At 71.0% G+C, this 26,795-nt stretch carries 23 protein-coding genes, 1 tRNA gene and 1 pseudogene; 18 read left to right on the top strand and 7 right to left on the bottom strand.

What is annotated here, in order from left to right; all coding sequences use genetic code 11:
• Window positions 1-50: 50 nt before the first annotated feature.
• A pseudogene (gene uvrA, locus F0415_RS03525) lies at window positions 51-2,894 on the bottom strand (excinuclease ABC subunit UvrA); the annotation flags it as partial.
• Between the two features lie 268 nt (window positions 2,895-3,162).
• On the opposite strand from uvrA, the gene rplU reads away from it, so the two are divergent.
• From rplU to cgtA, 3 genes are all read left to right on the top strand, one after another.
• Window positions 3,163-3,474, top strand: a complete 312-nt coding sequence (rplU, locus tag F0415_RS03520) for a 50S ribosomal protein L21 (RefSeq protein ID WP_149859807.1) — start codon at window positions 3,163-3,165, stop codon at window positions 3,472-3,474.
• A 17-nt stretch (window positions 3,475-3,491) separates the two neighbouring features.
• On the top strand, window positions 3,492-3,752 hold the full coding sequence (gene rpmA, locus F0415_RS03515) for a 50S ribosomal protein L27 (RefSeq protein ID WP_149859806.1): 261 nt from the start codon (window positions 3,492-3,494) through the stop codon (window positions 3,750-3,752).
• Between the two features lie 145 nt (window positions 3,753-3,897).
• Complete coding sequence (gene cgtA, locus F0415_RS03510) at window positions 3,898-4,971, top strand: Obg family GTPase CgtA (protein WP_149859805.1); 1,074 nt, start codon at window positions 3,898-3,900, stop codon at window positions 4,969-4,971.
• Between the two features lie 208 nt (window positions 4,972-5,179).
• Here cgtA and rpsT read toward each other — a convergent pair whose 3' ends face one another.
• Window positions 5,180-5,449 carry a 30S ribosomal protein S20 gene (rpsT, locus tag F0415_RS03505; RefSeq protein WP_149859804.1) on the bottom strand — a complete coding sequence of 90 codons (270 nt, stop codon included), beginning with the start codon at window positions 5,447-5,449 and terminating at the stop codon, window positions 5,180-5,182.
• Window positions 5,450-5,613: 164 nt separating this feature from the next.
• On the opposite strand from rpsT, the gene murJ reads away from it, so the two are divergent.
• The 6 genes from murJ (at window position 5,614) to F0415_RS03475 (ending at window position 12,549) form a co-directional block, all read left to right on the top strand.
• On the top strand, window positions 5,614-7,155 hold the full coding sequence (gene murJ, locus F0415_RS03500; protein ID WP_425457817.1) for a murein biosynthesis integral membrane protein MurJ: 1,542 nt from the start codon (window positions 5,614-5,616) through the stop codon (window positions 7,153-7,155).
• A gap of 24 nt (window positions 7,156-7,179) precedes the next feature.
• Window positions 7,180-8,133 (top strand): bifunctional riboflavin kinase/FAD synthetase, encoded by a 954-nt coding sequence (locus F0415_RS03495; RefSeq protein WP_149859802.1) that lies wholly within the window; start codon window positions 7,180-7,182, stop codon window positions 8,131-8,133.
• A 59-nt stretch (window positions 8,134-8,192) separates the two neighbouring features.
• On the top strand, window positions 8,193-10,973 hold the full coding sequence (gene ileS, locus F0415_RS03490; protein ID WP_246149868.1) for an isoleucine--tRNA ligase: 2,781 nt from the start codon (window positions 8,193-8,195) through the stop codon (window positions 10,971-10,973).
• Entirely contained in the window at window positions 10,970-11,473 is a 504-nt protein-coding gene (gene lspA, locus F0415_RS03485; RefSeq protein ID WP_149859961.1) for a signal peptidase II, read from the top strand. Before ileS ends, lspA begins: the two co-directional genes overlap by 4 nt.
• Before the next feature lie 8 nt (window positions 11,474-11,481).
• Window positions 11,482-12,435 (top strand): 4-hydroxy-3-methylbut-2-enyl diphosphate reductase, encoded by a 954-nt coding sequence (ispH, locus tag F0415_RS03480; RefSeq protein ID WP_149859800.1) that lies wholly within the window; start codon window positions 11,482-11,484, stop codon window positions 12,433-12,435.
• Between the two features lie 38 nt (window positions 12,436-12,473).
• Window positions 12,474-12,549: transfer RNA gene (locus tag F0415_RS03475), tRNA-Thr, on the top strand.
• A 161-nt stretch (window positions 12,550-12,710) separates the two neighbouring features.
• On the opposite strand, the gene F0415_RS03470 is transcribed toward F0415_RS03475, so the two are convergent.
• The 4 genes from F0415_RS03470 to lexA are packed head-to-tail and all read right to left on the bottom strand — an operon-like array spanning window position 12,711 to window position 18,522.
• Entirely contained in the window at window positions 12,711-15,854 is a 3,144-nt protein-coding gene (locus F0415_RS03470) for an error-prone DNA polymerase (protein WP_149859799.1), read from the bottom strand.
• Window positions 15,851-17,275, bottom strand: a complete 1,425-nt coding sequence (locus F0415_RS03465) for a Y-family DNA polymerase (RefSeq protein ID WP_149859798.1) — start codon at window positions 17,273-17,275, stop codon at window positions 15,851-15,853. The genes F0415_RS03470 and F0415_RS03465 overlap by 4 nt, the downstream gene beginning before the upstream one ends.
• Before the next feature lie 7 nt (window positions 17,276-17,282).
• A complete protein-coding gene (gene imuA, locus F0415_RS03460; RefSeq protein WP_149859797.1) occupies window positions 17,283-17,903 on the bottom strand; it encodes a translesion DNA synthesis-associated protein ImuA in 621 nt (206 codons plus the stop codon).
• A 13-nt stretch (window positions 17,904-17,916) separates the two neighbouring features.
• Entirely contained in the window at window positions 17,917-18,522 is a 606-nt protein-coding gene (gene lexA / locus F0415_RS03455) for a transcriptional repressor LexA (protein WP_149859796.1), read from the bottom strand.
• A 138-nt stretch (window positions 18,523-18,660) separates the two neighbouring features.
• On the opposite strand from lexA, the gene radA reads away from it, so the two are divergent.
• Together radA and F0415_RS03445 are read left to right on the top strand one after the other, a co-directional pair.
• Entirely contained in the window at window positions 18,661-20,055 is a 1,395-nt protein-coding gene (gene radA, locus F0415_RS03450) for a DNA repair protein RadA (protein WP_149859795.1), read from the top strand.
• Complete coding sequence (locus F0415_RS03445; protein ID WP_149859794.1) at window positions 20,052-20,597, top strand: GNAT family N-acetyltransferase; 546 nt, start codon at window positions 20,052-20,054, stop codon at window positions 20,595-20,597. The genes radA and F0415_RS03445 overlap by 4 nt, the downstream gene beginning before the upstream one ends.
• A gap of 140 nt (window positions 20,598-20,737) precedes the next feature.
• Here the strand turns inward: F0415_RS03445 and F0415_RS03440 are convergent, their stop codons facing one another.
• Window positions 20,738-21,535: a cytochrome C assembly family protein gene (locus tag F0415_RS03440; protein WP_149859793.1), complete on the bottom strand. Its 798-nt coding sequence runs from the start codon at window positions 21,533-21,535 to the stop codon at window positions 20,738-20,740.
• Window positions 21,536-21,654: 119 nt separating this feature from the next.
• Here F0415_RS03440 and ffh point away from each other — a divergent pair, with 119 nt between their 5' ends.
• The 7 genes from ffh (at window position 21,655) to F0415_RS03405 (ending at window position 26,779) form a co-directional block, all read left to right on the top strand.
• The gene (ffh, locus tag F0415_RS03435; protein WP_149859792.1) at window positions 21,655-23,028 is read left to right on the top strand and encodes a signal recognition particle protein; all 1,374 of its coding nucleotides are present in this window, start codon (window positions 21,655-21,657) and stop codon (window positions 23,026-23,028) included.
• 180 nt (window positions 23,029-23,208) lie between these two features.
• On the top strand, window positions 23,209-23,463 hold the full coding sequence (gene rpsP, locus F0415_RS03430; protein WP_149859791.1) for a 30S ribosomal protein S16: 255 nt from the start codon (window positions 23,209-23,211) through the stop codon (window positions 23,461-23,463).
• A 34-nt stretch (window positions 23,464-23,497) separates the two neighbouring features.
• Window positions 23,498-24,004, top strand: coding sequence for a ribosome maturation factor RimM (rimM, locus tag F0415_RS03425; protein ID WP_149859790.1), 507 nt, complete (start codon window positions 23,498-23,500; stop codon window positions 24,002-24,004).
• A gap of 3 nt (window positions 24,005-24,007) precedes the next feature.
• Entirely contained in the window at window positions 24,008-24,769 is a 762-nt protein-coding gene (gene trmD / locus F0415_RS03420; protein ID WP_149859789.1) for a tRNA (guanosine(37)-N1)-methyltransferase TrmD, read from the top strand.
• A gap of 109 nt (window positions 24,770-24,878) precedes the next feature.
• Entirely contained in the window at window positions 24,879-25,247 is a 369-nt protein-coding gene (rplS, locus tag F0415_RS03415; RefSeq protein WP_149859788.1) for a 50S ribosomal protein L19, read from the top strand.
• 100 nt (window positions 25,248-25,347) lie between these two features.
• Window positions 25,348-26,391, top strand: a complete 1,044-nt coding sequence (locus tag F0415_RS03410) for an alpha/beta hydrolase family protein (RefSeq protein ID WP_149859787.1) — start codon at window positions 25,348-25,350, stop codon at window positions 26,389-26,391.
• Window positions 26,384-26,779, top strand: a complete 396-nt coding sequence (locus F0415_RS03405) for an RNA-binding S4 domain-containing protein (RefSeq protein ID WP_149859786.1) — start codon at window positions 26,384-26,386, stop codon at window positions 26,777-26,779. The genes F0415_RS03410 and F0415_RS03405 overlap by 8 nt, the downstream gene beginning before the upstream one ends.
• Window positions 26,780-26,795 lie beyond the last annotated feature (16 nt).

The following is a 26,795-nucleotide window of genomic DNA, read 5'->3' as shown; positions in this document are numbered from 1 at the left end:
GTCGGGCGGGCGGCAGCGCCGACACCGCAGCCGGCTCACGCCCGCTTCCTCCGTTTCGGAACCGGCGCTGCCTCGCCCAGCACCCTGGCCAGGAAGCGGCCGGTGTGCGAGCCGGGATTGGCCGCAACCTCTTCCGGCGTGCCTTCGGCGATGATCCGGCCGCCGCGGTGACCGCCCTCGGGACCCAGGTCCACGATCCAGTCCGCGGTCTTGATCACGTCCAGGTTGTGTTCGATCACCACCACCGTGTTGCCCTCGTCGCGCAGGCGGTGCAGCACGGCCAGCAGGTGTTCGATGTCGTGGAAGTGCAGGCCGGTGGTCGGCTCGTCGAGGATGTACAGGGTACGGCCGGTGTCGCGCCGGCTCAGCTCCTTGCTGAGCTTGACCCGCTGCGCCTCGCCACCCGACAGCGTCGTGGCCGGCTGGCCCAGCTTGACGTAGCTCAGGCCGACGTCCACCAGGGTCTCCAGCTTGCGGGCGATGGCTGGCACGTTCTCGAACAGTTTCAGCGCATCCTCGACAGTCATTTCCAGCACGTCATGGATGCTGTGGCCCTTGTACAGGATGTCGAGCGTCTCGCGGTTGTAGCGCTTGCCGTGACAAACGTCGCAGGGCACGTAGACGTCGGGCAGGAAGTGCATCTCGACCTTGATCAGGCCGTCGCCCTGGCAGGCCTCGCAGCGGCCGCCGCGCACGTTGAAGCTGAACCGTCCCGGCGAATAGCCGCGGGCGCGTGCCTCCGGCACCTGGGCGAACAGTTCGCGCAGCGGGGTGAACAGGCCGGTATAGGTCGCCGGATTCGAACGCGGGGTGCGGCCGATCGGGCTCTGGTCTATGTCCACCACCTTGTCGAACAGCTCCAGCCCCTGTACTTCGCGATAGGGCGCCGGCGTCTGTGAAGCGCCGTTGAGCTCGGCCGAAGCCAGCCGGAACAGGGTGTCGTTGATCAGGGTGGACTTGCCCGAGCCGGAGACGCCGGTGATGCAGGTGAACAGTCCGGCGGGAATGCCCAGATCCACGTCCTTGAGGTTGTTGCCGCTGGCGCCCAGCAGGCGCAGGGTCATCTTCGGGTTGGGCCGGCGTCGCTGCTTCGGCACCTCGATGCGGCGCTTGCCCGACAGGTAGGCGCCGGTGATCGAGCGCGGGGCAGCCAGGATGTCCTCCAGCCGGCCCTGGGCGACCACCTCGCCGCCGTGCACGCCGGCTCCAGGCCCTATGTCCACGATGTGGTCGGCGGTGCGGATGGCGTCCTCGTCGTGTTCGACCACGATCACCGTATTGCCGAGGTCGCGTAGCCGCACCAGGGTTCCGAGCAGGCGCTCGTTGTCACGCTGGTGCAGGCCGATGGAGGGTTCGTCCAGCACGTACATCACGCCGACCAGGCCGGCGCCGATCTGGCTCGCCAGGCGGATGCGCTGGGCCTCGCCGCCGGACAGGGTATCGGCCTTGCGCTCCAGGGTCAGGTAATCCAGGCCGACGTCCACCAGGAAGCGCAGGCGTTCGGCGATCTCCTTGACGATCTTGGCGGCGATTTCGCCACGCCAGCCGTCGAGGCTCAGTCCGGAGAAGAAGGCCAGGGCCTCGTCCACCGGCAGTTTCGTCAGTTGCGGGAGCGTGCGCTCGGCCACGAACACGTTGCGGGCGGCCCGGTTCAGGCGGGCGCCGCCGCAGTCGGGGCAGGGCCGGTCGGAGATGAACTTCGAAAGCTCCTCCTTGACCACCTGCGATTCGGTCTCGCGGTAACGCCGCTCCAGGTTGGGCAGGATGCCCTCGAAACGGTGCTTGCGCTGGGTGCGGCCGCCGGACTCGGTAAGGTAGGTGAAGGTGATCACCTCCTCGCCGCTGCCGTACAGCACCGCTTGGCGCACCCGCTCGTCCAGCTCCTGCCAGGGGGTGTCGGGGTCGAAGCCGTAGTGTTTGCCCAGCGAGACGATCAGCTGGAAGTAGTAAGCGTTGCGGCGGTCCCAGCCGCGCACCGCGCCGGCGGCCAGGCTCAGCTCGGGGTGCACCACCACCCGGGCCGGGTCGAAGAACTGGGTCACGCCCAGGCCGTCGCAGCTTGGGCAGGCGCCCATCGGCGCGTTGAAGGAGAACAGCCGGGGCTCGAGCTCGGGAAGGGCGTAGTCGCAGACCGGGCAGCTGAACTTGGAGGAAAACAGCAGCGGCGCCGCATCCGGATCGTCCAGGTCGCGCACCTCGGCCAGGCCGTCGCCCAGCTTGAGCGCGGTCTCGAAGCTCTCGGCCAGGCGCTGGCGCAGGTCCTGGCGCGGGCGGAACCGGTCCACCACCGCCTCGATGCTGTGCTTCTGCCGCAGGGCCAGGCGCGGCACGTTGTCCAGTTCGTACAGCTCGCCGTCGACCCGCACCCGGACGAAACCCTGGGCGCGCAGTTGCTCGAACACCTGCACGTGCTCGCCCTTGCGGTCGCGCACCACCGGCGCCAGCAGCATGTAGCGGCGGCCCTCCGGCTGCGCCAGCGCCTGGTCGACCATCTGGCCGATGGTCTGGGCCTCCAGCGGGTAGTGGTGGTCCGGGCAACGCGGGCTGCCGACCCGGGCGAACAGCAGGCGCAGGTAGTCGTAGACCTCGGTGATGGTGCCGACGGTCGAGCGCGGGTTGTGCGAGGTGGATTTCTGCTCGATCGAGATGGCCGGGGAGAGGCCCTCGATGTGGTCCACGTCCGGCTTCTCCATCACGCTGAGGAACTGCCTGGCGTAGGCCGACAGCGACTCCACGTAACGGCGCTGGCCCTCGGCGTAGATGGTGTCGAAGGCCAGCGAGGACTTGCCCGAGCCGGACAGGCCGGTGATGACGATCAGCCGGTCCCGGGGCAGGTCCAGGTCGATGTTCTTGAGGTTGTGGGTGCGGGCACCGCGGATGCGGATCGTGTCCATGCGCCGGTTCGGGGGCTTCCGGTGGGGCGGAACCGGGCAGTCTAGCAGGGCGCCGCGGACAGACTCCGTCCGCCTTGTGTGCGGGCGGAAAACCCTGCCGGGCCAGGGGCTTGCCCGTGCCGGCGGGGATGGTGCCGGCCGGGATCGGGCCAGGCCGCTATCGGCAGGACGGAAAGGTTTGACCAAAAAAGGGTTTTTCCCCTAGAATTCCGCTTCTGTCCCGTGGCCGCGGGCAGGCTTTCGAAAATAACTACAGAGGAATCCGGTCATGTACGCAGTCATCGTTACCGGCGGCAAGCAGTATCGCGTGATGAAGGGCGAGACCCTCCGCGTCGAGAAGCTGGACGCCGAACCGGGCAGCAGCATCGAGATCGACGAGGTGCTCCTGCTCGGTGACGGCGAGAAGGTCACCGTCGGCTCCCCGAAGGTCGCGGGTGCCAAGGTCACCGCCACCGTCAAGGCCCACGGCCGCCTGGACAAGGTCCGCATCATCAAGTTCCGCCGCCGCAAGCACCATCGCAAGCAGATGGGCCACCGGCAGCATTACACCGAGATCGAAATCACCGGCATCGCCGGCTGAGCTGAGGAGACAACGTCATGGCACAGAAAAAAGGCGTAGGCTCGTCCCGCAACGGCCGCGATTCCAACCCGAAGTACCTGGGCGTGAAGATCTACGGCGGCCAGGCCGTCGAGGCCGGCAACATCATCGTCCGCCAGCGCGGCACCCAGTTCCATCCCGGTCCGGGCGTGGGCCTGGGTCGCGACCACACCCTGTTCGCCCTGGTGGACGGCGTGGTGGACTTCTCGGTCAAGGGCCCGAACAAGCGCCGCACCGTCAGCGTCGTGCCGGCGGCCTGAGGCCGATCCCGGAAACGCCCGGGAGGCCCCGCTTCGGCGGGGCCTTTCGTTTCCGGACCCCGCAAGTGACCGCCGCCCTTCACGGCGCCGCGGCGACGGCCCACAATCGGGCTGGTCTCCGCCCCTTACCCGGAAAGCACTGCACGTGAAGTTCGTCGACGAAGCCACCATCCTGGTCAGCGCCGGCAACGGCGGCAACGGTTGCATCAGCTTCCGGCGCGAGAAGTTCATTCCGCTGGGTGGCCCCGACGGCGGCGACGGCGGCGACGGCGGCAGCGTCTGGCTGCAGGCCGACGAGAACCTCAACACCCTGGTGGATTTTCGCCACCAGCGGCATTTCCGCGCCCAGCGCGGCCAGAACGGCATGGGCCGGCAGATGTTCGGCAAGGCCGGCGAGGACGTGGTGATCCGCGTGCCGGTCGGCACCGAGGTCATCAACGTCGCCACCGACGAAATCATCGGCGACCTGACCCGGCATGGCGAGCGCCTGCTGGTGGCCAGGGGCGGCACCGGCGGCAAGGGTAACGTGCATTTCAAGAGCTCGGTGAACCGGGCGCCGCGCAAGGCCACGCCGGGCACTCCGGGCGAGGAGCGCGAGATCCGCCTGGAACTGAAGCTGCTGGCCGACGTCGGCCTGCTGGGTTTCCCCAACGCCGGCAAGTCCACCTTCATCCGCGCCGTCTCGGCGGCGACGCCGAAGGTGGCCGATTATCCGTTCACGACGCTGTACCCGAACCTGGGCGTGGTCAGTGTGGAGACCGACCGCAGCTTCGTGGTCGCCGACATTCCCGGCCTGATCGAGGGGGCGGCGGAGGGCGCAGGCCTGGGTGCGCTGTTCCTGCGCCACATTCAGCGCACCCGGTTGCTGCTGCACCTGGTGGACATGGCGCCCTTCGGCGAGGGCGAGGATCCGGTCCGGCAGGTGCGGGCGATCGAGGAAGAACTGCGCAAGCACGATCCGGCCCTGCTGGAAAAGCCGCGCTGGCTGGTGCTGAACAAGGCCGACCTGCTGCCCGAGCAGGAGCGGCAGGCCAGGGCCGAGGCGATCATCGCCGCCCTGGACTGGCGGCAGCCCTGGTTCATGGTCTCGGCCCTGGGCCGTGAAGGCACCTGGCCGGTGGCGCTGAAGGTGCAGCAGTTCTTCGACGAGCAGAAAGCCGCGGCCCGGGAAGCGGCCGAGGACGCCGCCGCCCGCGCGGAGATGGGCCGCGATGGCTGAGGGCGCGACGCCGCCGCAGTCGCGCGCCCGCATGCGGGTGGCGGGGGCACCGGCCCGGCGCGGCGCGGCGCGGGCCGGTCGGCCGCGGCGGGGCGCTGGCGGCGCGGTAGCGGCGGGCCGATCGACGGGCGGCGATCGCCGGGCAGCAAAAAGGCCGGCTTGCGCCGGCCTTCGTTCGCCAGGTGCGGCGCCCGCGGGCGCCGCGGCCTCAGGCCTGCTTGAGGGCCTTGATGTGGGCGCTCAGGCGGCTCTTGTGGCGGGCGGCCTTGTTCTTGTGGATCAGGCCACGGGCCGAGTAGCGGTCGAGGATCGGCTGGGCGGCGGCGAACGCGGCCTCGGCGCCGGCGGCGTCCTTGGCCTCCAGGGCCTTGAGGACCTTCTTCACGGCGGTGCGCAGCATCGAGCGCTGGCTGGCGTTGCGGGCGTTGCGGACCAGCGTCTGCTTGGCGCGCTTCTTGGCGGACTTGATGTTGGCCACGGAGGGCTCCTGAAAACGGTGGGTGACGGCCAGCCCCTGCGGGGCCGGCGGAAGTTCGGGGGTCCAAAGACCGCGAATTATGGGGGATTCAAGGGCTTGAGTCAAACCGGGGGGGCGGTCAGGCCGGTCGTCCGGGAGGCGCGGGCATGAGCCGACGCGGCGGCCTGCTGCGCTCGGGCGCGGTGTTCGGTGCGATGACCCTGCTGTCGCGGGTCGCCGGTTTCGTCCGCGACATGGTCCAGGCCCAGCTGTTCGGCGCCGGCGGCCTGGTGGACGCTTTCGCCATCGCCTACCGCATCCCCAATTACCTGCGGCGGATCTTCGCCGAGGGCAGTTTCGCTTCGGCCTTCGTGCCGGTGCTGTCGGAGCTGCGGCAGAAGGGCGACGAGGCGGCGCTCAAGGACTTCCTGGACCACGTCGCCGGCGCCCTGTGCGCGACGGTACTGGTGGTCAGCGGCCTGGGCATGCTGGCAGCACCGGCGGTGGTGGCCCTGATCGCCCCGGGCAGCCTGGACGACCCGGGCAAGTTCGGGCTCACGGCCGAGCTGCTGCGCATCGTTTTTCCCTATCTGGCCCTGGTCTCGATGACGGCCCTGGCCGGCGCGGTGCTCAATTCCTTCGAGCGTTTCGCCCTGCCAGCCCTGACCCCGGTGCTGCACAACCTGGCGGTGATCGCCGCCATGCTGGCGCTGTCGCCCTGGCTGGAAGTGCCGATCAAGGCCCTGGCCTGGGGCGTGCTTGCCGCCGGCGCCCTGCAGCTGCTGTTGCTGTGGCCGGCGTTGGGCCGGCTGGGCCTGAGGCCGCGGCTGCGCCTGCAACTGCAGCACCCGGGCGTGCGCAAGGTCCGCCGGCTGATGCTGCCGACCCTGTTCTCGTCCTCGGTGGCCCAGCTCAACCTGATCGTCGGCACCATGTTCGCCTCGCTGCTGGTGGACGGCAGCCAGAGCTGGCTGTACTACTCCGACCGCCTGATCGAGTTCCCGCTGGGCGTGTTCGGAGTGGCCCTGGGCACGGTGATCCTTCCGCACCTGGCGCGCCGGCACGCCGACACCGACGCCGACGGCTACGCCGAGGCCCTGGACTGGGGACTGCGTACGGTGTTGCTGCTGGCGCTGCCGGCGGCCCTGGGCCTGTGGCTGCTGGCCGAGCCCCTGGCCATCACCATCTTCGAGCGCGGCGAGTTCCTGGCTGCCGACAGCCGCATGACCGCGCTGGCGATGATGGCCATGGCGGTGGGCATTCCAGGCTTCATGGCCAGCAAGGTGTTGTTGTCGGCCTTCTACGCCCGGCAGGACACCCGCACGCCGATGCGCGCAGCGGTGGCGACGGTGTTCATCAACGTCGCCCTGACCGCGGCGATCACCACGCCGCTGTGGCTGTCGAACGTGCCCGGCGCCCACGCCGGCATCGCACTGGCCACCGGCCTGGCCGGCCTGGCCAACGCCGGTCTGCTGTGGCGGGCATTGCGTCGTGGCGGTCTGACGCTGGCGCCGGGCTGGGGCCGGCACCTGCTGCGTCTGCTGCTGGCCTGCGCGGTGATGACGGCCGTGGTCTGGCTGGCGGATCGCGCGGTGGGCGACTGGCGCGCCTGGTCCGGCCTGGCCCGCTGGGGCTGGTTGCTGGCGGTGGTTGCCGCCGGCGCCGCCGGCTACGGCCTGGCCCTGCTGGCGATGGGCTGGCGGCCGCGCGAGCTGCGCGGGCCCTGAACCGCGCCGGCTATACTTCGCGCCATGAGCAGGCTGTTCCGGGACGTCGAGGGCGAGTCACCTTGCCCGCAGGGCAGCGTGGTTTGCATCGGCGCCTTCGACGGCCTCCACCGGGGCCACCGGGCGCTGATCGGCCACGCGCGCGGCCGTGCCCGGCTGCTGGGCCTGCCGGCCGTGGCAGTGAGCTTCGAACCGTTGCCGCGCGAGTTCTTCGGTGGCGATGACCCGCCGCCGCGGCTGCTGCTGCCGCGGGCCAAGTACGAAGGCCTGCGCGCCCTGGGCATGGACGTGGTCGGCCTGCTGCGTTTCAACGCGGCGATGGCGGCGATGCCGGCCGAAGACTTCGTCACCCGCGTGCTGGCGAAGAAGCTGCGGGCGCGCGAGGTCTGGGTCGGCCCGGATTTCCGCTTCGGCAACCGCCGCCGCGGCGACCTGGCGATGCTGCAGGCGATGGGGCCGGAGCACGGCTTCGTCGCCGGTGGCATCGAGGCGGTGGGCGAGGGCGAGCGCTGGTCGAGCACGGCAATCCGGGCCTGGCTGGCGGAAGGAAAGCTGGAACTGGCGGCGAAGGCCCTGGGCCGGCGTTATGCCATCGCCGGCAAGGTGGTGCGCGGCCGGCAACTGGGCCGCAAGCTCGGTTATCCGACCGCCAATCTCCGCCTGGCCGGCAAGCGCCCGGCCCTGAGCGGCATCTTCGCCACCTGGGTGCGCGGCATCGGTGCCGGGCCGATGCCGTCGGTGTCCAGTCTGGGCACGCGTCCGACCGTGGACGGGGTGGAGCCGCTGCTCGAGGCGCATGTGTTCGACTTCGACGGCGACCTGTACGGGCGCCGGATCGAGGTGGAGTTCGTGGCGAAGCTTCGCGACGAGAGGAAGTTCGACGACCTGCCGGCCCTGGTGCGGCAGATGGACGAGGATGCGGCCCGGGCCCGCGAGGCCCTGGCGCGTGACCGTGAGGAACGCGGAGTGACGGCGTGAGCGACAGCGGCGGCAAGGACTACAAGCACAGCATCAACCTGCCGGAGACGGCCTTCCCCATGCGCGGCGACCTGCCGAAGCGCGAGCCGGACGTGCTGGCGCGCTGGCAGGCCGAGGGCCTGTACGCGAAGCTGCGCGAGGCCGGCAAGGGCCGGCCGCGCTACGTGTTGCACGATGGCCCGCCGTACGCCAACGGCGCCATCCACATCGGCCACGCCGTCAACAAGATCCTCAAGGACATGGTGGTCAAGTCGCGGCTGATGGCCGGCTATGACGTGCCCTACGTACCTGGCTGGGACTGCCACGGCCTGCCGATCGAGCTGGCGGTGGAGAAGAAGTTTGGCAAGGTCGGGGACAGGCTGGACGCGGCCGCCTTCCGCGCCAAGTGCCGCGAGTACGCCGCCGAGCAGATCGCCGGCCAGTCGCGCGACTTCCAGCGCCTGGGCGTAATCGGGGATTGGGAAAAGCCTTACCGGACCATGGACTTCGCCTTCGAGGGCGCCATGTTGCGGGCGTTGGCGAAGATCATCGAACGCGGGCACCTGAGCCGCGGCGTCAAGCCGGTGCACTGGTGCTTCGACTGCGGCTCGGCCCTGGCCGAGGCGGAGATCGAATACGCAGACAAGGTTTCGCCGCAGGTGGACGTGGCCTATGACGCCGTGGATGCGGTGGCGCTGGCCGGCAAGTTCGGCGTGGACGCCGGCGACGCCATCGTGGCGGTGCCGATCTGGACCACCACGCCCTGGACCCTGCCGGCCTCGCTGGCCGTGACCCTGGGCGCCGATCTGGATTACGTGCTGGTCAAGGGGCCGGCCCGGGAGGGCCCGGATGGCACGCGCCGGCAGGTGCTGCTGGTGCTGGCGGAGGCACTGCACGAACAGGCCTTGGCACGGTACGGCATCGCCACGCCGGTCGTGCTCGGCCGTGCCAGGGGTGCCGCGCTGGAAGGCCTGCTGCTGCGGCATCCGTTCTACGGGCACCGCCAGGTGCCGCTGGTCCTGGGCGATCACGTCACCACCGACGCCGGCACCGGCGCCGTGCACACCGCTCCCGGCCATGGCCAGGAGGATTACCAGGTCGGCCTGAAGTACGGCCTGCTGGAGAAATACGCCACGCCCGAGCTCAACCCGGTCGGCGGCAACGGCGTCTATCTGCCGGGCACGCCCCTGGTCGAGGGCATGCACATCTGGAAGGCCAACACCTTCATCGCCGGCCTGCTGCGCGAGCGTGGCGTGCTGCTGGCCGAGGGCAAGCTCGAGCACAGCTATCCGCACTGCTGGCGGCACAAGTCGCCGGTGGCGTTCCGGGCCACGCCGCAGTGGTTCATCTCGATGGAACAGGCCGGGCTTCGCCGCGACGCCCTGGCCGAGATCGGCAAGGTGCGCTTTTTCCCCGAGTGGGGCCGGGCGCGCATCGCCGGCATGGTCGAGGGCCGGCCGGACTGGTGCATCAGCCGCCAGCGCACCTGGGGTGTGCCGATCGCCCTGTTCGTGCACAAGGTCACCGGCGAGCCGCATCCGCGTTCGGTCGAACTGATGCACCAGGTCGCCGCCAGGGTGGCCGAGCATGGCGTGGACGCCTGGTACGACCTGGACCCGGCCGAACTGCTGGGCGCGGAAGCCGCAGACTACGAGAAGGTCACCGACATCCTCGACGTCTGGTTCGATTCCGGCGTCACCCACGAGGCGGTGCTGGCCGAGCGCGGTGCAGATGGCCTGGGCAAGCCGGCCGATCTTTACCTCGAGGGCTCCGACCAGCATCGCGGCTGGTTCCAGAGTTCGCTGCTGACCGGCGTGGCGATGGACGGCGAGGCGCCCTACAAGGCGGTGCTGACTCACGGCTTCACCGTCGATGCCCAGGGCCGGAAGATGTCCAAGTCGGTTGGCAACGTGGTCGAACCGCAGAAGGTGATCGGCACGCTGGGCGCCGACGTGCTGCGCCTGTGGGTGGCCTCGGCCGACTACCGCAACGAGATGTCGGTGTCCGACGACATCCTCAAGCGCACCGCCGACGCCTACCGCCGCATCCGCAACACCGCCCGCTTCCTGCTGGGCAACCTGCACGGCTTCGATCCGGAGGCGCACCTGCTGCCCAACGATCAGCTGCTGCTGCTGGACCGCTGGGCCGTGCACCGCGCCCACGAGCTGCAGGCGCAGATCCGGCGCGACTACGAGGAGCACGACTTCGCCGCGGTGGTGGCGGCGGTGCAGAACTTCTGCACCAATGACCTGGGCGCCATCTACCTGGATGTCACCAAGGACCGCCTCTACACCATGCCGCGCGACAGCCATGGCCGCCGCTCGGCGCAGAGCGCCATGTTCCGCATCGCCGAGGCCTTCGTGCGCTGGATCGCGCCGGTGCTGAGCTTCACCGCCGACGAGATCTGGCGGCACCTGCCGGGCCAGCGCGCCGACAACGTGATGCTGGCCACCTGGTACGAGGGCCTGGCGCCGCTGCCGGCCGACGCGCAGCTGTCGCCGGCGGATTTCGACAGGCTGCTGGAGCTGCGCGAAGCCGTGGCCAAGGTGCTGGAGCCGATGCGTGCCTCCGGCGAGATCGGCGCCTCGCTCGAGGCCGAGGTGGACCTGCAGCTGGACGCCGCCACCCACGCACGCCTGGCGCCGGTGGCGGAGGAGCTGCGCTTCTTCTTCATCACCTCGCGCCTGGACATCCGCGCGGGCGAGGGCGTGGAAGTGAAGGCGGTGGCGACGAAGCACGGCAAGTGCGTGCGCTGCTGGCACTACCGTCCGGAGGTCGGCAGCTTCGCCGATGACCCGGAGCTGTGCGGCCGCTGCATGGAGAACGTCTACGGCGCCGGCGAAAACCGGCGGTGGTTCTGATGGCCCGGCCCTCGCCCGATGCCACGCCCTGGCTGTGGCTGTCGGCCGTGCTGGTGCTGGCCGACCAGGCGAGCAAGTACTGGGCCATGCACGCCCTCGAGTACGGCCGGCCGGTGCCGGTGATCGAGGGCTTCTGGAACTGGACCCTGGTGCACAACACCGGCGCCGCCTTCAGCTTCCTGTCCTCGGCCGGCGGCTGGCAGCGCTGGTTCTTCAGCCTGCTGGCGGTGCTGGTCAGCGGCCTGATGGTGCGCTGGCTGCGGCATACGCCGCGGACCGACTGGCGCACGGCGGTGCCGTTGGCGCTGGTGGTGGCCGGCGCGGTCGGCAACCTGATCGACCGCCTGCGCTTCGGCTACGTGGTGGATTTCGTCGACTGGTACTACGGGACCTGGCACTGGCCGGCCTTCAACCTGGCCGATTCGGCCATCGTGGCCGGGGCCATCGGGCTGGTGCTGTTCAGTTTCGCGGCCCCGAAACGGGCCGGGGAAGGCGGATAATCGCCGACATGGACATCCTGCTCGCCAACCCCCGCGGTTTCTGCGCCGGCGTCGACCGCGCCATCGAGATCGTCAAGCGCGCCATCGAGACCCTGGGCGCGCCGATCTACGTGCGCCACGAGGTGGTGCACAACCGTTTCGTCGTCGAGGACCTGCGCCAGCGCGGTGCGATCTTCGTCGAGGAGCTGGACGAGGTGCCGGACGGCGCCACCGTCATCTTCAGCGCCCACGGCGTTTCCCAGGCCGTGCGCAGCGAGGCCGAGCGGCGCGGCCTGAAGGTGTTCGACGCCACCTGTCCGCTGGTGACCAAGGTGCACCTGGAAGTGGCCCGTCACTGCCGCCAGGGCCGCGACGTGGTGCTGATCGGCCATGCCGGTCATCCGGAGGTCGAAGGCACCATGGGCCAGTGGAACGCCCAGTGCGGCCAGGGCCGCATCTACCTGGTCGAGGATGTCGGGGACGTCGCCGGCCTGGAGCTGAGCCAGCCCGAGAACTGCGCCTACACCACCCAGACCACCCTGTCGGTGGACGACACCCGCGGCATCATCGAGGCCCTGCGCAGGCGCTTTCCCGCCATCCAGGGCCCGAAGAACGACGACATCTGCTACGCCACCCAGAACCGCCAGGACGCCGTGCGCCTGCTGGCCGGCCAGGCGGACCTGGTGCTGGTGGTGGGCTCGGCCAACAGCTCCAACTCCAACCGCCTGCGCGAGCTGGCCGAGCGCGAGGGCGTGCCGGCGCACCTGATCGACGGCGCTGCCGACATCCGCCCCGAGTGGCTGGCCGGCAAGACCCGGATCGGCGTCACTGCCGGCGCCTCCGCCCCCGAGGTGCTGGTGCAGGAAGTGATCGCCCGCCTGCGCGAGCTGGGCGCCGACGGTGGCGTTCAGGACCTGGAAGGCGAGCCGGAGAACATGGTCTTCGCCCTGCCCAGGGAACTGCGGATCCAGCTGGTAAATTGACCGTCCCTCGGCGCGGGCCCTAGAATCCGCGCCCTCACGCCGGAATAGCTCAGCTGGTAGAGCGGCGCATTCGTAATGCGTAGGTCGTAGGTTCGAATCCTATTTCCGGCACCAATTCCCGGCGGGCCTGTGCCCGATGCGGGCAGCACTGGACCCGGCAGGCGCGCTGAAGTGTCCGGCCCTGTGCGCCGGCGCCGCTGGACTGTCGGCGGACCTCGGTGCCGGTATCGGTCGGCAGGCACCGTGGGTTTCCTGCCCCGGGGAGCCCGGGGCCTTCAGCGGAAATCGCGCGAGCGGGTCGCCAGGGCGCCGATCAGCGGGCTTTCGTCGTGCAGGCGGGCGGCGATCACGTGCCGCACGCCATCCACCGTTTCCAGCCGTCCTTCGACGCCGAGCAGGCGTGAGGCCACCAGCACCCGGCGCTGGCGCTCGGCCAAGTGCGACCAGACCACCACGTTCACATTGCCGTCCTCGTCCTCGAGGGTGACGAAGGTGACGCCGCTGGCGGTTTGCGGCCGCTGCCGGCCGGTGACCAGGCCGGCGATCCGCACCGGCGTGCCATGCGCCAGGCCTTCCAGCTCGCGCGAACGGCGGTAGCGGCGCGCCGCCAGGCGGGCGCGCAGCAGGCGCAGCGGATGCGGGCCCAGGCTGAGGCCGAGGCGGGCGTGGTCGGCCAGCAGGTCCTCGCCGGTGCTGGGCACGGGCAGCGGTGCCGCGTCTTCCTCGGCTGGCGTCGGCAGCAGCGGCCGCTGCGGCTCGACACCGGTGGCGGCCCAGCGCGCCCGGTGCCGGTGCCCGGCCAGGCCGCGCAGGGCGCCGGCCTCGGCCAGCAGCACGCGGGAACGTTCGTCCAGGCCGGCGCGCAGGCAGAGATCGGCGACATCGCGGAAGGGTGCGGCGGCGCGGGCACGCAGCAGGGACTCGGCCGTCTCCTGCGACAGGCCCGAGACCATGCGCAGGCCCAGGCGCAGCGCCGGCGACGCGTCGGGCACGTCTTCCAGGCTGCAGTCCCATTGGCTGTGGCGTATGTCCACCGGCCGTACCTGCACGCCGTGCCGCTGCGCGTCCTGCACCAGCTGCGAAGGGCTGTAGAAACCCATGGGCTGCGAATTGAGCAGGGCGCAGGTGAAGGCGGCCGGGTGATGGCATTTCAGCCAGGCGCTGGCGTATGTGAGCAGGGCGAAGCTGGCGGCATGCGATTCCGGGAAGCCGTAGTCGGCGAAACCCTCGATCTGCGAATAGATGCGCTCGGCGAACTCCTGCGTGTAGCCGCGCTCGGCCATGCCGGCCAGCAGGTCGGCGCGGAATTCCTCCAGGCCACCGCGCCGTTTCCATGCGGCCATGCCGCGCCGCACTGCGTCGGCGCGGCCGGCGCTGAAACCGGCGGCCACCATCACCAGCTCCATCACCTGTTCCTGGAACAGCGGCACGCCGAGGGTGCGGTCCAGCACCGGCTTCAGCTCGGGGCGCGGGTACTCCACCTTTTCCTTGCCCTGCCGGCGGCGCAGGTAGGGATGCACCATGTCGCCCTGGATGGGGCCCGGCCGCACGATCGCCACCTGGATCACCAGGTCGTAGAAATTCGCCGGCCGTAGCCGCGGCAGCATCGCCATCTGCGCCCGCGATTCGATCTGGAAGACACCGATGGTGTCGGCGGCCTGGATCATGGTGTAGGTGGCATCGTCATCGGTGGGGATGCATGCCAGTTCCAGGTCCTTGCCCTCGTGCCAGCGCAGCAGGTCCAGGCACTTGCGGATGGCGGTGAGCATGCCCAGGGCCAGGCAGTCCACCTTCAGCAGGCCCAGCGATTCCAGGTCGTCCTTGTCCCACTCGATGATGCTGCGCTCGGGCATGGCGGCGTTGCGCACCGGCACCAGGTGGTGCAGCGGCCGGTCGGAGATGACGAAGCCGCCGACGTGCTGGCTCAGGTGCCGCGGCGCGCCCTCCAGCTGCCGGGCCAGGGCGAGGATGCGGCGCAGGATCGGCGCCTCCGGGTCGAAGCCGTGTTCGCGCAGGTGCTGCTCGGCCTGCTTCAGGCCCTGCCAGGGATCCAGGCAGCGGCTGAGCCGGTTCACCTCGTCCGGCGGCAGGCCCAGGCCGCGGGCGGCATCGCGCAGGGCGCTGCGGCCGCGGTAGCAGATCACGGTGGCGGCCAGGGCGGCGCGCTCGCGGCCGTACTTGCGGTAGACGTACTGGATGACTTCCTCGCGCCGCTCGTGCTCGAAGTCCACGTCTATGTCGGGCGGTTCGTTGCGCTCGCGCGAGAGGAAGCGGCCGAACAGCAGGCGCGAATGCGCCGGATCCACCGCGGTGATGCCCAGGGCGAAACAGACCGCGGAGTTCGCCGCCGAGCCGCGTCCCTGGCAGAGGATGCCACGCGAGCGGGCGTAGCGGACGATGTCCTCGACGGTGAGGAAGAAGGCCTCGTAGCCCAGCTCGGCGATCAGGGCCAGCTCCGATTCGATGCGCTCGCGTACCGCCGGCGGCGTGCCCTGCGGCCAGCGCCGGCGCATGCCGGCCTCGGTGAGTTCGCGCAGCCAGCTGCTGGGCGTGTGGCCTTCCGGCACCAGTTCACGCGGGTACCGGTAGCGCAGGCTGTCGAGCCGGAAGCGGCAACGAGCGGCGATGCGCAGGCTTTCTTCCAGAAGCGCCTGCGGATAGATGGCGGCCAGGGCACGGCGCGTGCGCAGGTGCCGTTCGCCATTGGGGAAGAGCCGGTCGCCGGCCTCGGCGACGCTGCGGCGCAGGCGCAGGGCGGTCAGCAGGTCCTGCAGGGCGCGGCGGCCGCGCACGTGCATGTGCGCGTCGCCGGCGGCCACGGCCGGCAGCTCCAGCCATGCGGCCAGGTCCAGCAACCGGCGCAGGCGGGCATCGTCGTCGGGGCCGCGGTGCAGTTCCACCGCCAGCCAGGTGCGGCCGGGGAAACGCTCGCGCAGCCAGCGGCCCTGGCCGGGATCGGGTTCGGCGCCGGGAATCCACAAGGCCAGCAGGCCGTCGGTGGGTTCGCTGAAATCGCTGCGGTGCAGCTGGTAACCGTGGCCATCCTCGCAACGCATCCGTGCCCGGGTGATCAGCCGGCACAGACACGAGTAGCCCGCCTCGTCCTCGACCAGCAGCACCAGCTTCAAGCCATCGCTGAGGGTGAATTCGCTGCCGGTGATCAGCGGCAGTTCCGTCTCCTTCGAAGCTTCCCAGGCGCGGACGATGCCGGCCAGGCTGCATTCGTCGGTGATGGCCAGGGCGGTGTAAGCCTGCTGCTTCGCCCGCCGGAACAGCTCGAGCGCGCTGGAGGCGCCGCGGCCGAAGCTGAAGTGGCTCAGGCAGTGCAGTTCGGCGTAGCCGGGGAGGTCGGGTTCAGGCGATGGCGTGCCGCGCGACACGGCGCCGCGTGCCCGGGCGGCAAGCGATACGAGCTTCATGCGAACCAGCCATGCAGCATCCACGGCCCGCGTTCGCCGGCCGGGCAGAACACCCAGGCGCGCTGGCCGTTGCCGGTGCGCACCACGTAGTAGTCGCGGCGCAGGTCCTCGCCATCCCACCAGCCCGATTCGATGCGTTCGGGCCCGGCCAGCACCGTTGGTGCCGGGCCGCGCAGGGGAATGGGCCGGGCCAGCAGCCAGGTCGGGCGGGGCAGGGGCATGGCGCTCAGCGTTTCGCCCGGCGTTTGCTCGCGCAGGCGGCGCATCGCCCGTTCCGGGCGCGGATCGGGCTGCAGGGCGTAGCGGTGCACCGCCTCGGCGCCGAGCCGTGCCTGCAGCCGCGCCTGCAATGCCGACCAGTCCAGGGCGCCGGCAGGGCGGGTGTCGAACAGGTCGGTGGCCGCCGGCACGAAGGGCGGTAGTTCCTCGGCGCAGACCGACAGCGCCCGCACCGGTGCCGGCAGCGTCTCGCGTTCCAGCACCAGCCTCGCCAGCTCGAACAGCCGCGCCGGATCGCGCTCGGGTATGGCGGTGCCGACCTGCAGCCGGCTGGGCGCGTGCAGCTCGTGTTCGAAACGCAGGTGAAAACGCTGCACGCCGCCGTCGCGCCCGGCCAGGAAGCCGGCGAGATCGGTCAGCAGGCGGCGCAGCGGAAAGAGCAGGCCGGTGTGGTAGCGGATCTCGTCGTCGAATTCGAAGCGGCGTTCGAAGCGCTCCGGCGGCCGGTAGGCGGGGCGCGGATCGGGCGTGGCGCCGGTGAGCCGGTCCAGCCACTGTCCCAGCTCCGCGCCGAAACGCCGGCGCAGGCCGGCGCGCGGCAGCGCCAGCAACTGCCGCAGGCGACGGACGCCGAGCGCGGCCAGGGCCTCGCGGGTGGCGTCCTGCAGCGGCAGCGTGGCGATGGGTAGGTGGTCGAGCATCTGCCGCAGCGCTTCGATGGCCGTCACCGCCAGGCCATCGCGATGCCGTGCCAGGCACAGCGCCGCCAGCGGCGTCGGTGCCAGGCCGATGCGGTGTTCCAGGCCCAGGGCCTGCAGGTCGTCGCGCAGCAGGCGTTCGAAGCGCGGCCAGGGACCGAACAGGCCCAGGCTGCCGCCGACTTCCAGCCAGACCGTGTCCTGGGCCGGCTCGCTGCAGACCTGGCCGGAATAGCCGTAGGCCCAGGCGCAGGCGAGCTCCAGCAACGCACCCGCTTCGGCGGCATCGTGGCCGGCCACCGCCAGGTTCGGGCAGAGCGCGAGGGCGGCGGTCAGGGCCTGGCCCGCCTGCACGCCGGCCTCGCGGGCGGCGGCATTGGCCAGCAGTACCTGCCGGCGCTGCGGCGGGCCCTCGACCAGGGCCAGCGGCGCTTCCGGCTCCGGCTGACGGCGGAGGACGGCGTCGATCGCCCGCTGCGGCAGGTGGATGGCGGCCCAGAGCATGGCCGCCTCAGTGCAGGGGCCGGGCGGGCCAGGGCAGCGGCGTGGCCGGCGGCTGGGCGCCGCGGCACTTGAGCACGCGCAGGCCTTCGCCCTCGAACTGCAGGCGCAGGGCGGCCGGCGAGGGATTGCGGGCCGCCGACAGCGGCCGGAACAGGAAGCCCAGGCATTGGCCGGTTTCCGCCGCCACCTGCAGCCGGCGCAGCTGCCGGTCGCCCAGGCCGGCCGGCCAGCCGAGCACGGCCCCGCAGGCGCCGCTGCGCAGGCATTGCTCCAGGGCCCAGGCGGCCTGGTCGGCGCCGGCCTCGACCACCCAGATGCGGCGCAGGTCCAGCCCGGCCCGCGCCAGGGCCGGCGCGTAGGGCAGGTAGGGCGGCTGCACCCAGACCACCGGCCGGCCGGCGCGGCTGATGCGCGCCAGGCTGGGCAGCAGCAGTTCCAGTTCGCCGATGCCGTCGGCGGGAATCAGCACTTCGGTGAGCGCGCCCTCGGGCCAGCCGCCGCCGGGCAGCACGGCATCGAGGGCGGCGTGGCCGGTGGGTTCGCGGCCGGGTGCCGATGGCTCCGCCGGGCGGCCGCGCCAGAGCCGGCGCTCCGCCATCAGGTCGTGCAGGGAAAGGACGGCGCCCATGTCCGGCTCCCGCTCAGCCCTGCCGCACCAGGCCGCAGTACACGCCTTCGATGGCGAAGACCGTGCCGGGCAGCACCTCGATGGGCGCGTGGTCGGGATTGCGCGGCAGCAGCTGGATGCGGTCGCGGCGCCGGCGCAGGCGCTTGACCGTCAGCTCGCCGTCCAGGCGCGCCACGACGATCTGCCCGTCGTGCGCCTCGGGCGTGCGGTGCACGGCGATCAGGTCGCCGTCGAAGATGCCGTCGTCGCGCATGGAATCGCCGCGCACCCGCAGCAGGTAGTCGGGCCTGGGGAAGAACAGGGCGCGGTCGAGCAGCAGCCGGCCCTCGGGCTCGGCATCGCCGATGGGCTCGCCGGCGGCCACCTTGCCCAGCACCGGCAGTGACAGCCCGTCGGCCGGCGGCGGCGGATTGGCCAGGCGGATGCCGCGCGACTTGCCCGGCAGCAGGCGCAGCACGCCCTTGGCTTCCAGGGCCTGCAGGTGCGACTGGGCCGAACGCGGCTGGCGGAAGCCGAACTCCCGGGCGATCTCGGCCAGGGTCGGCGGCAGGCCGTGCTCGGCGACCTGGCGGGCGATGAAGTCGAGGATGGCCTGCTGGCGGGCGGTCAGGGTTTCCATGGCACAAATATATGTGCTATCCATGGCGCCGGCCAGTCCCCGCCGGCGCTTCCCCGACAGGCTGCCGGGCGGCTGTCTCACGGAACGGGACGGGCCCCGGTTTACCCTTGCTCACCCACGGATACGGATGTCTCACCCATGGCCAAGGCCAAGACCGCCTATGTCTGCTCCGACTGCGGCGCCTCCTTCACCCAGTGGCAGGGCCAGTGCGGCGACTGCGGCGCCTGGAACACCCTGAGCAGCTATGTGGTCGAGCCCGCCGCGGCCGGCAAGGGCGCCGCCCCGGCGGCGGCCCGGCACGGCAGCTGGGCCGGCCGGCAGGAAACGGCCGGCATCACCGCCCTCAGGGACGTCAGCCAGGCGGCCGAGTCGCGCACCTCCACCAGCATCGGCGAGCTCGACCGGGTGCTGGGCGGTGGCCTGGTGGACGGCTCGGTGGTGCTGGTCGGCGGCGACCCGGGCATCGGCAAGTCCACCCTGCTGCTGCAGGCGATGGCGCAGATGTCGGCGCAGCGGCCGGCCCTGTACGTCACCGGCGAGGAAAGCCTGGCCCAGGTGGCGGGGCGGGCGCAGCGCCTGGGCCTGCCCATCGACAACCTGCAGGCCCTGGCCGAGACCTGCGTCGAGAAGATCCTGGCGCAGGCCGCTTCGGCCAAACCGGCGCCGCGGCTGCTGGTGGCCGATTCCATCCAGACCCTGTGGAGCGAACTGCTCACCGCCGCGCCCGGCTCGGTCAGCCAGGTGCGCGAGAGCGCGGCCAGGCTGGTGCGCTTCGCCAAGGAAACCGGCACCTCGGTCTTCCTGGTCGGCCATGTCACCAAGGAGGGCGGCATCGCCGGCCCGCGCGTGCTCGAGCACATGGTGGACGCGGTGCTGTACTTCGAGGGCGAATCCGGCTCGCGTTTCCGCGTGCTGCGCGCCTTCAAGAACCGCTTCGGCGCCGTCAACGAGCTGGGCGTGTTCGCCATGGGCGACCGCGGCCTGCGCGAGGTGCCCAATCCTTCCGCCATCTTCCTCAGCGGCTCGAGCACGGCCCAGCCGGGCAGCGCCGTGATGGTGACGCGCGAGGGCACGCGGCCACTGCTGGTGGAAGTGCAGGCGCTGGTGGACCAGTCGCCGCTGGCCAATCCGCGCCGCGTCGCCCTCGGTCTGGAGCAGAACCGCCTGGCCATGCTGCTGGCGGTGCTGCACCGGCATGGCGGCGTGGCGGTGTTCGACCAGGACGTGTTCGTGAACGTGGTCGGGGGCATCCGCGTGCAGGAAACCGCCGCCGACCTGCCGGTGCTGCTGGCCGTGCTCAGCTCGCTGCGCGACCGGCCGCTGCCGGAAAAGATGATCGCCTTCGGCGAGGTCGGCCTCAGTGGCGAGATCCGCCCGGTGCCAAACGGCGAGGAGCGCCTGAAGGAGGCCGCCACCCATGGGTTCCGCCGCGCCATCGTGCCGCGGGCGAACGCGCCCAGGAAGGGCGCCTACAAGGAGATGGAGGTGATCGCGGTGGAACGCCTGGCCGAGGCCCTGGAGGCTGCCGGGTGAACGCGCCCCTGGACATCGATTTCGGACTCGGCCGCATCCGCCCCTGGGTGCGCAGCGACCGTGACGCGCTGGTGCGGCACGCCAACAGCCCGAACGTGGCGCGCTACACCTCGACGCGCTTCCCGCATCCCTACACCTGTGAAGCGGCCGATGCCTGGTTCGACTTCCTCGAAGGCCAGGATGACCCGGAAGCCTATGCCATCGAAGTGGACGGCGAGGCCATGGGCGGAATAGGCATCCGCCGCGGCGAGAACGAATACGCCCACAGCGGCGAACTCGGCTACTGGCTGGGTGAGGCCGCCTGGGGCCGCGGCATCGCCACCGCCGCCGTCCGCGCCTTCGTGCCGGCGATGATGGCGCGCTGGAACCTGTTGCGCCTCAATGCCTTCGTCGTCACCGGGAACGTAGCCTCATGCCGGGTGCTGGAGAAGGCGGGGTTCGTGCTCGAGGGTGTGCAGAAGGCGAAGGCGATACGGGGCGGGCGGGTGCAGGACCATGCGATGTATGGGCTGGTAGATTCCTCGCGATTGCCGCTCCGCTAGCGCATGACAAACGGCCCTGACAGTCGATCAACACGCCCGTCCCCGCCCTGGTTTGCCAGTCGGTACGACGTTTCGCATACACGAAATGCACGAGATCTCGCCGGTGCTACGGCCCGCCTCGACGCAGCAGTCGAGCCGACTCAACCCCGCCGCAACACCAACTCCAAGACGAACTTGCTGCCAAAGAAGGCCAGCAGCAGCAGCAGCATCGCCAGCAGGGTCAGCTTGACCGCCCTCGGCCCGCGCCAGCCCCAGCGCCAGCGGCCGAAGAGGAGGATGGCGAGGACGGTCCAGGACAGGATGGACAGCACCGTCTTGTGCACCAGGTGCTGGGCGAAGAGGTCGGCGACGAAGAGCACGCCGGTCAGCAGGGCCAGGCCCAGCAGCACGAAGGCGGCGCCCAGGCTGCGGAACATCAGTGATTCCAGCTGGGTCAGCGGCGGCAGCAGACGCAGCCAGCCGCCGAACTGGTGCCGGCGCAGGGCGCGGTCCTGCAGCCACAGCATCAGCGCCAGCAGGGTGGCGATCGCCAGGGTGGCGTAGGCCAGCAGGGCCAGGGCGGCGTGCAGTTGCAACGGCCAGCTCAGGGTTTCCGGGGCATGGCCGGGCGACAGGGCCGCCGGCAGCAGCACCAGGCCGGCCAGCGGGAAGACCACGATGCCCAGGCTTTCGATGCGCTGGGCCGGGCCGAAACCGGTGGTCAGCGCCGCCATGCCCAGGCCGACCAGGGACAGGGCCGGAAAGAAGCGCAGGTCGGCGCCGCCGGCCTGCTGCCAGGACAGCGCGTGGAGGGCGGCGTGCAGGGCCAGGGCGGCCAGGGCCGGCAGCAACCAGTACTGCCGGTCGGCCTGCTCGCTGTCGCGGGCGCGCCGGCCGAGCAGCCAGCCAGCCAGGGCGTACAGGACGAAGGCGGCGAGGCCGAGGGCGAGGTTGGGCATGGCGCAAGTCTCGCACAGTGCCGGCGTGTCGAGAACGGTTCTCGACTGGCCGGGCGTCCCGGCCGGGGCTTCAGGGCCGGCACGCTATACTTCGCGCCCCTTTCCGAGCCATCCCGTCCATGTTCGAGTCGCTGACCCAGCGCCTGTCCGGCACCCTCCAGCGCCTGCGCGGCCGCGGCCGCCTGACCGAGGAGAACATCCGCGAGGCCACCCGCGAGGTGCGCATTGCCCTGCTCGAGGCCGACGTGGCCCTTCCGGTGGTGGCCGCCCTGATCGAGCGCATCAAGGCGCGCGCGGTCGGCCGGGAAGTGCTGTCCAGCCTCACCCCTGGCCAGGCCCTGATCAAGGTGGTGCGCGACGAGCTGGCGGCGGTGATGGGTTCCAGCGCCAGCGAGCTCAAGCTCGAGGTGCCGGCGCCGGCGGTGATCCTGATGGCCGGCCTGCAGGGCGCCGGCAAGACCACAACCGTCGGCAAGCTGGGCAAGTTCCTGAAGGAGCGGCACAAGAAGAAGGTGCTGGTGGTCAGCGCCGACGTCTACCGCCCGGCTGCCATCGAGCAGTTGCGCACCCTGGCTGGCCAGGTCGGGGTGGCCTTCTTTCCGTCCAGCCCGGACCAGAAGCCGGAAGACATCGTGCGCGCCGCCATCGAGGAGGCGCGCAGGACCTTCGTGGACGTGCTGCTGGTGGACACCGCCGGCCGCCTGGCCGTGGACGAGGCCATGATGGCCGAGATCAAGGCCCTGCATGCGGTGGCCAGGCCGGTCGAGACCCTGTTCGTGGTGGACGCGATGACCGGCCAGGACGCGGCCAACACCGCCAGGGCCTTCGCCGAGGCGCTGCCGCTGACCGGCGTGGTGCTGACCAAGACCGACGGCGACGCCCGCGGCGGCGCCGCGCTCAGCGTGCGCTACGTCACCGGCCAGCCGATCAAGTTCGTCGGCGTCGGCGAAAAGCCCGACGGCCTGGACGTCTTCCACCCCGACCGCGCCGCCAACCGCATCCTCGACATGGGCGACGTGCTCAGCCTGGTCGAGCAGGTCGAGCAGCAGGTGGACAAGGACAAGGCCGCCAAGCTGGCCGCCAAGGTCGCCAAGGGCAAGCGCTTCGACCTGGAGGACATGCGCGACCAGCTGCAGCAGATGCAGAACATGGGAGGCCTGCACGGCCTGATGGACAAGCTGCCGGGCATGGGCCAGGTGCCCGAGCACGTGAAAAACCAGGTCACCGGCAAGGAAGTGCCGCGCATGGTCGCCATCATCAACTCCATGACCCCGAAGGAGCGGCGCAATCCCGGCCTGCTCAACGGCTCGCGCCGGGCCCGCATCGCTCGCGGCTCCGGCACCAGCCCGGCCGAGGTCAACCGCCTGCTCAAGCAGTACCAGCAGATGGAGAAGATGATGTCCAAGCTGTCCCGGGGCGGCATGAAGGGCCTGCTGCGGGGCATGAAGGGCATGCTGGGCGGCGGCTTCCCGGGTGGGTTCCCCGGCCGCTGAGGCGGCGTCCCGGCGCCGGCCCGGCCCGAGGGGGCGGTCTCCGGACCGGCCCCGCGGGATCTTGGCCGGCCGCAGGCCACCGGCGGGGTATCTTTCGGTCCGGCAAGGGCTTACAATCCGCGATTCCCCCGGCCGGGTCCCGGCCGGGTTTCCAGTCCTAGAACTACAGAGCAAACCCACATGGTCAAGATCCGTCTGACCCGCGGTGGCGCCAAGAAGCGCCCCTTCTACCACGTCGTCGTCACCGACTCGCGCAACAAGCGCGACGGTCGCGCGCTCGAGCGCCTGGGCTATTACAACCCGGTCGCCCAGGGCAACGAGAAGCGCGTGGAGATCGACACCGAGCGCGTGAAGCACTGGGTCTCGCACGGCGCCCAGCTGACCGACAAGGTCGCCGCGCTGGTCAAGGAAGCCTCGGCCCAGGCGTCGGCCTGAGCCGCCCGCCCCGTTCCGCCAGGGGCATCACGACATGAGTGAGGGGCGCCGCATCCTGCTGGGCAGGGTCGTCGGCGCCTTCGGCGTGCGCGGCGAAGTCCGGCTGCTGTCCTGGACCGAACCCCGCGCCGCCCTGTTCGAGTACCAGCCCTGGACCCTTCGCGCCGGCGACAGCGAGCGCGAAGTCGCCGGCGTGCGTGGCCGCGACACCGGCAAGCACGTGCTGGCCGTCATCCCCGGCATCGAGGACCGCGACCAGGCCGAGGCCCTGCGCGGCGCCGAGATCTGGGTGCCGCGCGAGCGCCTGCCGGCGCTGCCGCCGGGCCAGTACTACTGGGTGGATCTCGAGGGCCTGGCGGTGGAAACCACCGAGGGCGTGGCCCTGGGCACCGTCTCGCACCTGTTCGACAACGGTGCCAACGCCGTGATGGTGGTGCAGGGCGAGCGCGAACGCCTGCTGCCCTTCGTGATGGACCAGTACATCAAGTCCGTGGACCTCGAGGGTGGCCGCATCGTCGTCGACTGGGACCCGGAGTTCTAGGCCGTGCGCATCGATGTGCTGAGCCTGTTTCCGGACTTCATCGACCAGGCGACCTCGGTCGGGGTGGTCGGCCGGGCGCGCGAGCGCGGCCTGCTGCAGGTGCAAGCCTGGAATCCGCGCGACTACGCCACCGACAACTATCGCCGGGTGGACGACCGCCCCTTCGGCGGCGGGCCCGGCATGGTCATGCTGCCCGAGCCCCTGGGCGCCTGCCTGGCGGCCGCCCGCGCCGCCGATCCGGCTCCGGCCCGGGTCATCCTGCTCAGCCCCCAGGGCCCGCGCCTGACCCAGGCCAAGGTCCGCGAGCTGGCGGCCCAGCCCCGGCTGATCCTGCTCTGCGGCCGCTACGAGGGCCTGGACGAGCGTTTCATCGAGCGCGAGGTGGACGAGGAACTGTCCATCGGCGACTACGTGCTCTCCGGCGGCGAGCTGGCCGCGGCGGTGCTGGTGGACGCGGTCGGCCGGCTGCAGGAGGGCGCCCTGAACGACGCCGCCTCGGCCGAGCAGGACAGCTTCGAGGACGGCCTGCTGGACTGCCCGCACTACACCCGTTCCGAGGCCTGGGGCACCGAGGGGGTGCCGGCGGTGCTGCTGTCCGGCGACCACGCCGCCATCGCCCGCTGGCGCCGCCGCCAGAGCCTCGGCCGGACCTGGCTGCGCCGGCCCGACCTGCTGGCCCGGACCCGGCTGAGCCCCGCCGACCGGACCCTGCTGGCCGAGTTCATCGCCGAATGGCGGGCGGCGCACCCGGCCGGGCAGGGGTAGTCCTTCCATTTCAATGGCTTGCCGGCTATACTGCCGCGCTTTCCATGAGCCACGCACGGACCTCCGGGCCTCTGGCACGCACGACAACAACCATCAGAGGCGTCCCATCATGAGCATCCACACCCTGCTGCAGCAGTTCGAGGCCGAGCAGATCAAGCGCGAGCTGCCGGCGTTCAGCCAGGGCGACACCGTCGTCGTCAACGTAAAGGTGAAGGAAGGCAACCGCGAGCGCGTGCAGGCCTACGAAGGCGTGGTCATCGCGATCAAGAATGCCGGCCTGAACTCCTCCTTCACCGTCCGCAAGATTTCCCACGGCTTCGGCGTCGAGCGCGTGTTCCAGACCCACAGCCCGGCCATTGATTCGGTGGTGGTCAAGCGCCGCGGCAAGGTGCGCCAGGGCAAGCTGTATTACCTGCGCGGCCTGGAAGGCAAGAAGGCCCGCATCCGCGAGGACCTGGCGGCCCGCAACGCCGATTGATCCAGGTCTCCGCCGCAAGCCATGCCGACGGCCACCCTCGCGGTGGCCGTCGCGTTTCCGGGCAGGTGCGCATGACGGCCGGCGGCGCTAGGCTTCGGCCATGCGTCTTGCCGTCCGCATTCCGCTCTTCCTCGTGCTGCTGGCGTGGCTGCCGGCCGCATCGGCGTCCACGGACCCGGAACAGGGCGTGGTGCTGACGCATTACGCGGATTTCGGTACTGCGCTGGAGGTCTCCAGGCGCGTCCTCAGCCCGGTGACCCATGATCGGGTGCTCAGGCTGTCCGAGCGCGACGCGATCGCCCTGCGCGAGCACGATGTGGACCTCGCCGCGGAGCGTTACGACCTGGTGGTGCCCGCGCACGAGCCGGAAGGCGGCTACGGCGTGCTGGTGTTCGTGGCTCCGGTGGCGCAGTTTCCGCTGACGCGGGACTGGCGCCTGGAACTGGAACGTCGCGGCCTGATCTACGTCGCCGCCCACCGTTCGGGCAACACGCAGAACGTCCTGAAAAGGCGCATTCCGCTGGCCCTTCACGGTCTGGCGCATGTGCTGGCCGAGTACCGGGTCGATCGGGAGCGTGTCTACGTGGCCGGCTTTTCCGGCGGCAGCCGGGTGGCGCAGCGGCTGGCCATGGGCTGGCCGGACCTGTTCCGCGGCGTCCTGCTGGTGGGCGGTTCCGATCCCTTGGGCGAAGACGGCCTGGTGCCTTCGCCGCCGGAACTCATGGCGCTGTTCCAGACCCGTAGCCGGGTGGTCTTCGCCACCGGCAGCCAGGATCTGCCCAACCGCGCCAAGGACGCCCGCACCCGGGAAAGTTTCGACGCCTATTGCCTGGCGGGCGTCGTCCTGCGGTCGCCGCCACGGCTGGACCATTGGGTTCCGGGTGGACGTGCGCTGCGGCTGGCCCTGGACGCGCTCGAGCGGCCGGTTGTCCCGGGGCCGGACCACGAGGCCTGCCGAAGCGCGTTGCAGGCCGGGATTGCCGCCGAACTGGACCGGGCGGAGGCCAACATGGCGGCGGGCGATCTGCCGGCCAGCGCGGCCATCCTCAAGTCGTTGGACGACCGTTACGGCGGGCTGGCGTCGCCACGCCTCGAGCGGATGGTCCGGCGGCTGGACGAGCTGACGGAGTCCGCGCGTGACTGATGTCGCTGCTGTGCGCCTGGACGTCTGGCTGTGGGCGGCACGCTTCTTCAAGACCCGCGCCCTGGCCAAGCAGGCGGTCGCCGGCGGCAAGGTCGAGGTCGGCGGCCAGGCGGCGAAGCCGGCGCGGCCGTTGCGCCCGGGCGACCAGTTGCGCATCCGCCGCGGAGACGAGGTCTTCGAGGTCCAGGTGCTTGGCTTGAGCGAGCGGCGTGGGCCGGCTGCGGAGGCCCGGCAGCTGTACGAGGAATCCGAGGCTTCGCGCCTGGCGCGCGCGGCGGCCGCGGCCGAGCGCCGCGCCGCCATGGCCGGTTACCAGCCGCCGCGCAGCAAACCCGACAAGCGCGCCCGCCGGCTGATCCGGGCCCTGGGCGACCTGGATGCGCTGTAGCGGCGCGTTGCCTGGC

The organism is Arenimonas fontis, from assembly GCF_008386465.1.
GTDB lineage: Bacteria > Pseudomonadota > Gammaproteobacteria > Xanthomonadales > Xanthomonadaceae > Arenimonas > Arenimonas fontis.
Note: the sequence above shows the minus strand (reverse complement) of the source record. Positions and strands in the feature narration are given on the sequence as shown.

What these genes read in the sequence shown, in the direction of transcription:
- rplU (WP_149859807.1), top strand. Translation starts at nt 3,163, where the DNA reads ATGTACGCAGTCATCGTTACCGGCGGCAAGCAGTATCGCGTGATGAAG.
- rpmA (WP_149859806.1), top strand. Translation starts at nt 3,492, where the DNA reads ATGGCACAGAAAAAAGGCGTAGGCTCGTCCCGCAACGGCCGCGATTCC.
- F0415_RS03495 (WP_149859802.1), top strand. Translation starts at nt 7,180, where the DNA reads ATGAGCAGGCTGTTCCGGGACGTCGAGGGCGAGTCACCTTGCCCGCAG.
- ileS (WP_246149868.1), top strand. Translation starts at nt 8,193, where the DNA reads ATGCGCGGCGACCTGCCGAAGCGCGAGCCGGACGTGCTGGCGCGCTGG.
- ispH (WP_149859800.1), top strand. Translation starts at nt 11,482, where the DNA reads ATGGACATCCTGCTCGCCAACCCCCGCGGTTTCTGCGCCGGCGTCGAC.
- F0415_RS03470 (WP_149859799.1), bottom strand. Translation starts at nt 15,854, where the DNA reads ATGAAGCTCGTATCGCTTGCCGCCCGGGCACGCGGCGCCGTGTCGCGC.
- F0415_RS03465 (WP_149859798.1), bottom strand. Translation starts at nt 17,275, where the DNA reads ATGCTCTGGGCCGCCATCCACCTGCCGCAGCGGGCGATCGACGCCGTC.
- imuA (WP_149859797.1), bottom strand. Translation starts at nt 17,903, where the DNA reads ATGGGCGCCGTCCTTTCCCTGCACGACCTGATGGCGGAGCGCCGGCTC.
- lexA (WP_149859796.1), bottom strand. Translation starts at nt 18,522, where the DNA reads ATGGAAACCCTGACCGCCCGCCAGCAGGCCATCCTCGACTTCATCGCC.
- radA (WP_149859795.1), top strand. Translation starts at nt 18,661, where the DNA reads ATGGCCAAGGCCAAGACCGCCTATGTCTGCTCCGACTGCGGCGCCTCC.
- F0415_RS03440 (WP_149859793.1), bottom strand. Translation starts at nt 21,535, where the DNA reads ATGCCCAACCTCGCCCTCGGCCTCGCCGCCTTCGTCCTGTACGCCCTG.
- ffh (WP_149859792.1), top strand. Translation starts at nt 21,655, where the DNA reads ATGTTCGAGTCGCTGACCCAGCGCCTGTCCGGCACCCTCCAGCGCCTG.
- rpsP (WP_149859791.1), top strand. Translation starts at nt 23,209, where the DNA reads ATGGTCAAGATCCGTCTGACCCGCGGTGGCGCCAAGAAGCGCCCCTTC.
- rimM (WP_149859790.1), top strand. Translation starts at nt 23,498, where the DNA reads ATGAGTGAGGGGCGCCGCATCCTGCTGGGCAGGGTCGTCGGCGCCTTC.
- rplS (WP_149859788.1), top strand. Translation starts at nt 24,879, where the DNA reads ATGAGCATCCACACCCTGCTGCAGCAGTTCGAGGCCGAGCAGATCAAG.
- F0415_RS03410 (WP_149859787.1), top strand. Translation starts at nt 25,348, where the DNA reads ATGCGTCTTGCCGTCCGCATTCCGCTCTTCCTCGTGCTGCTGGCGTGG.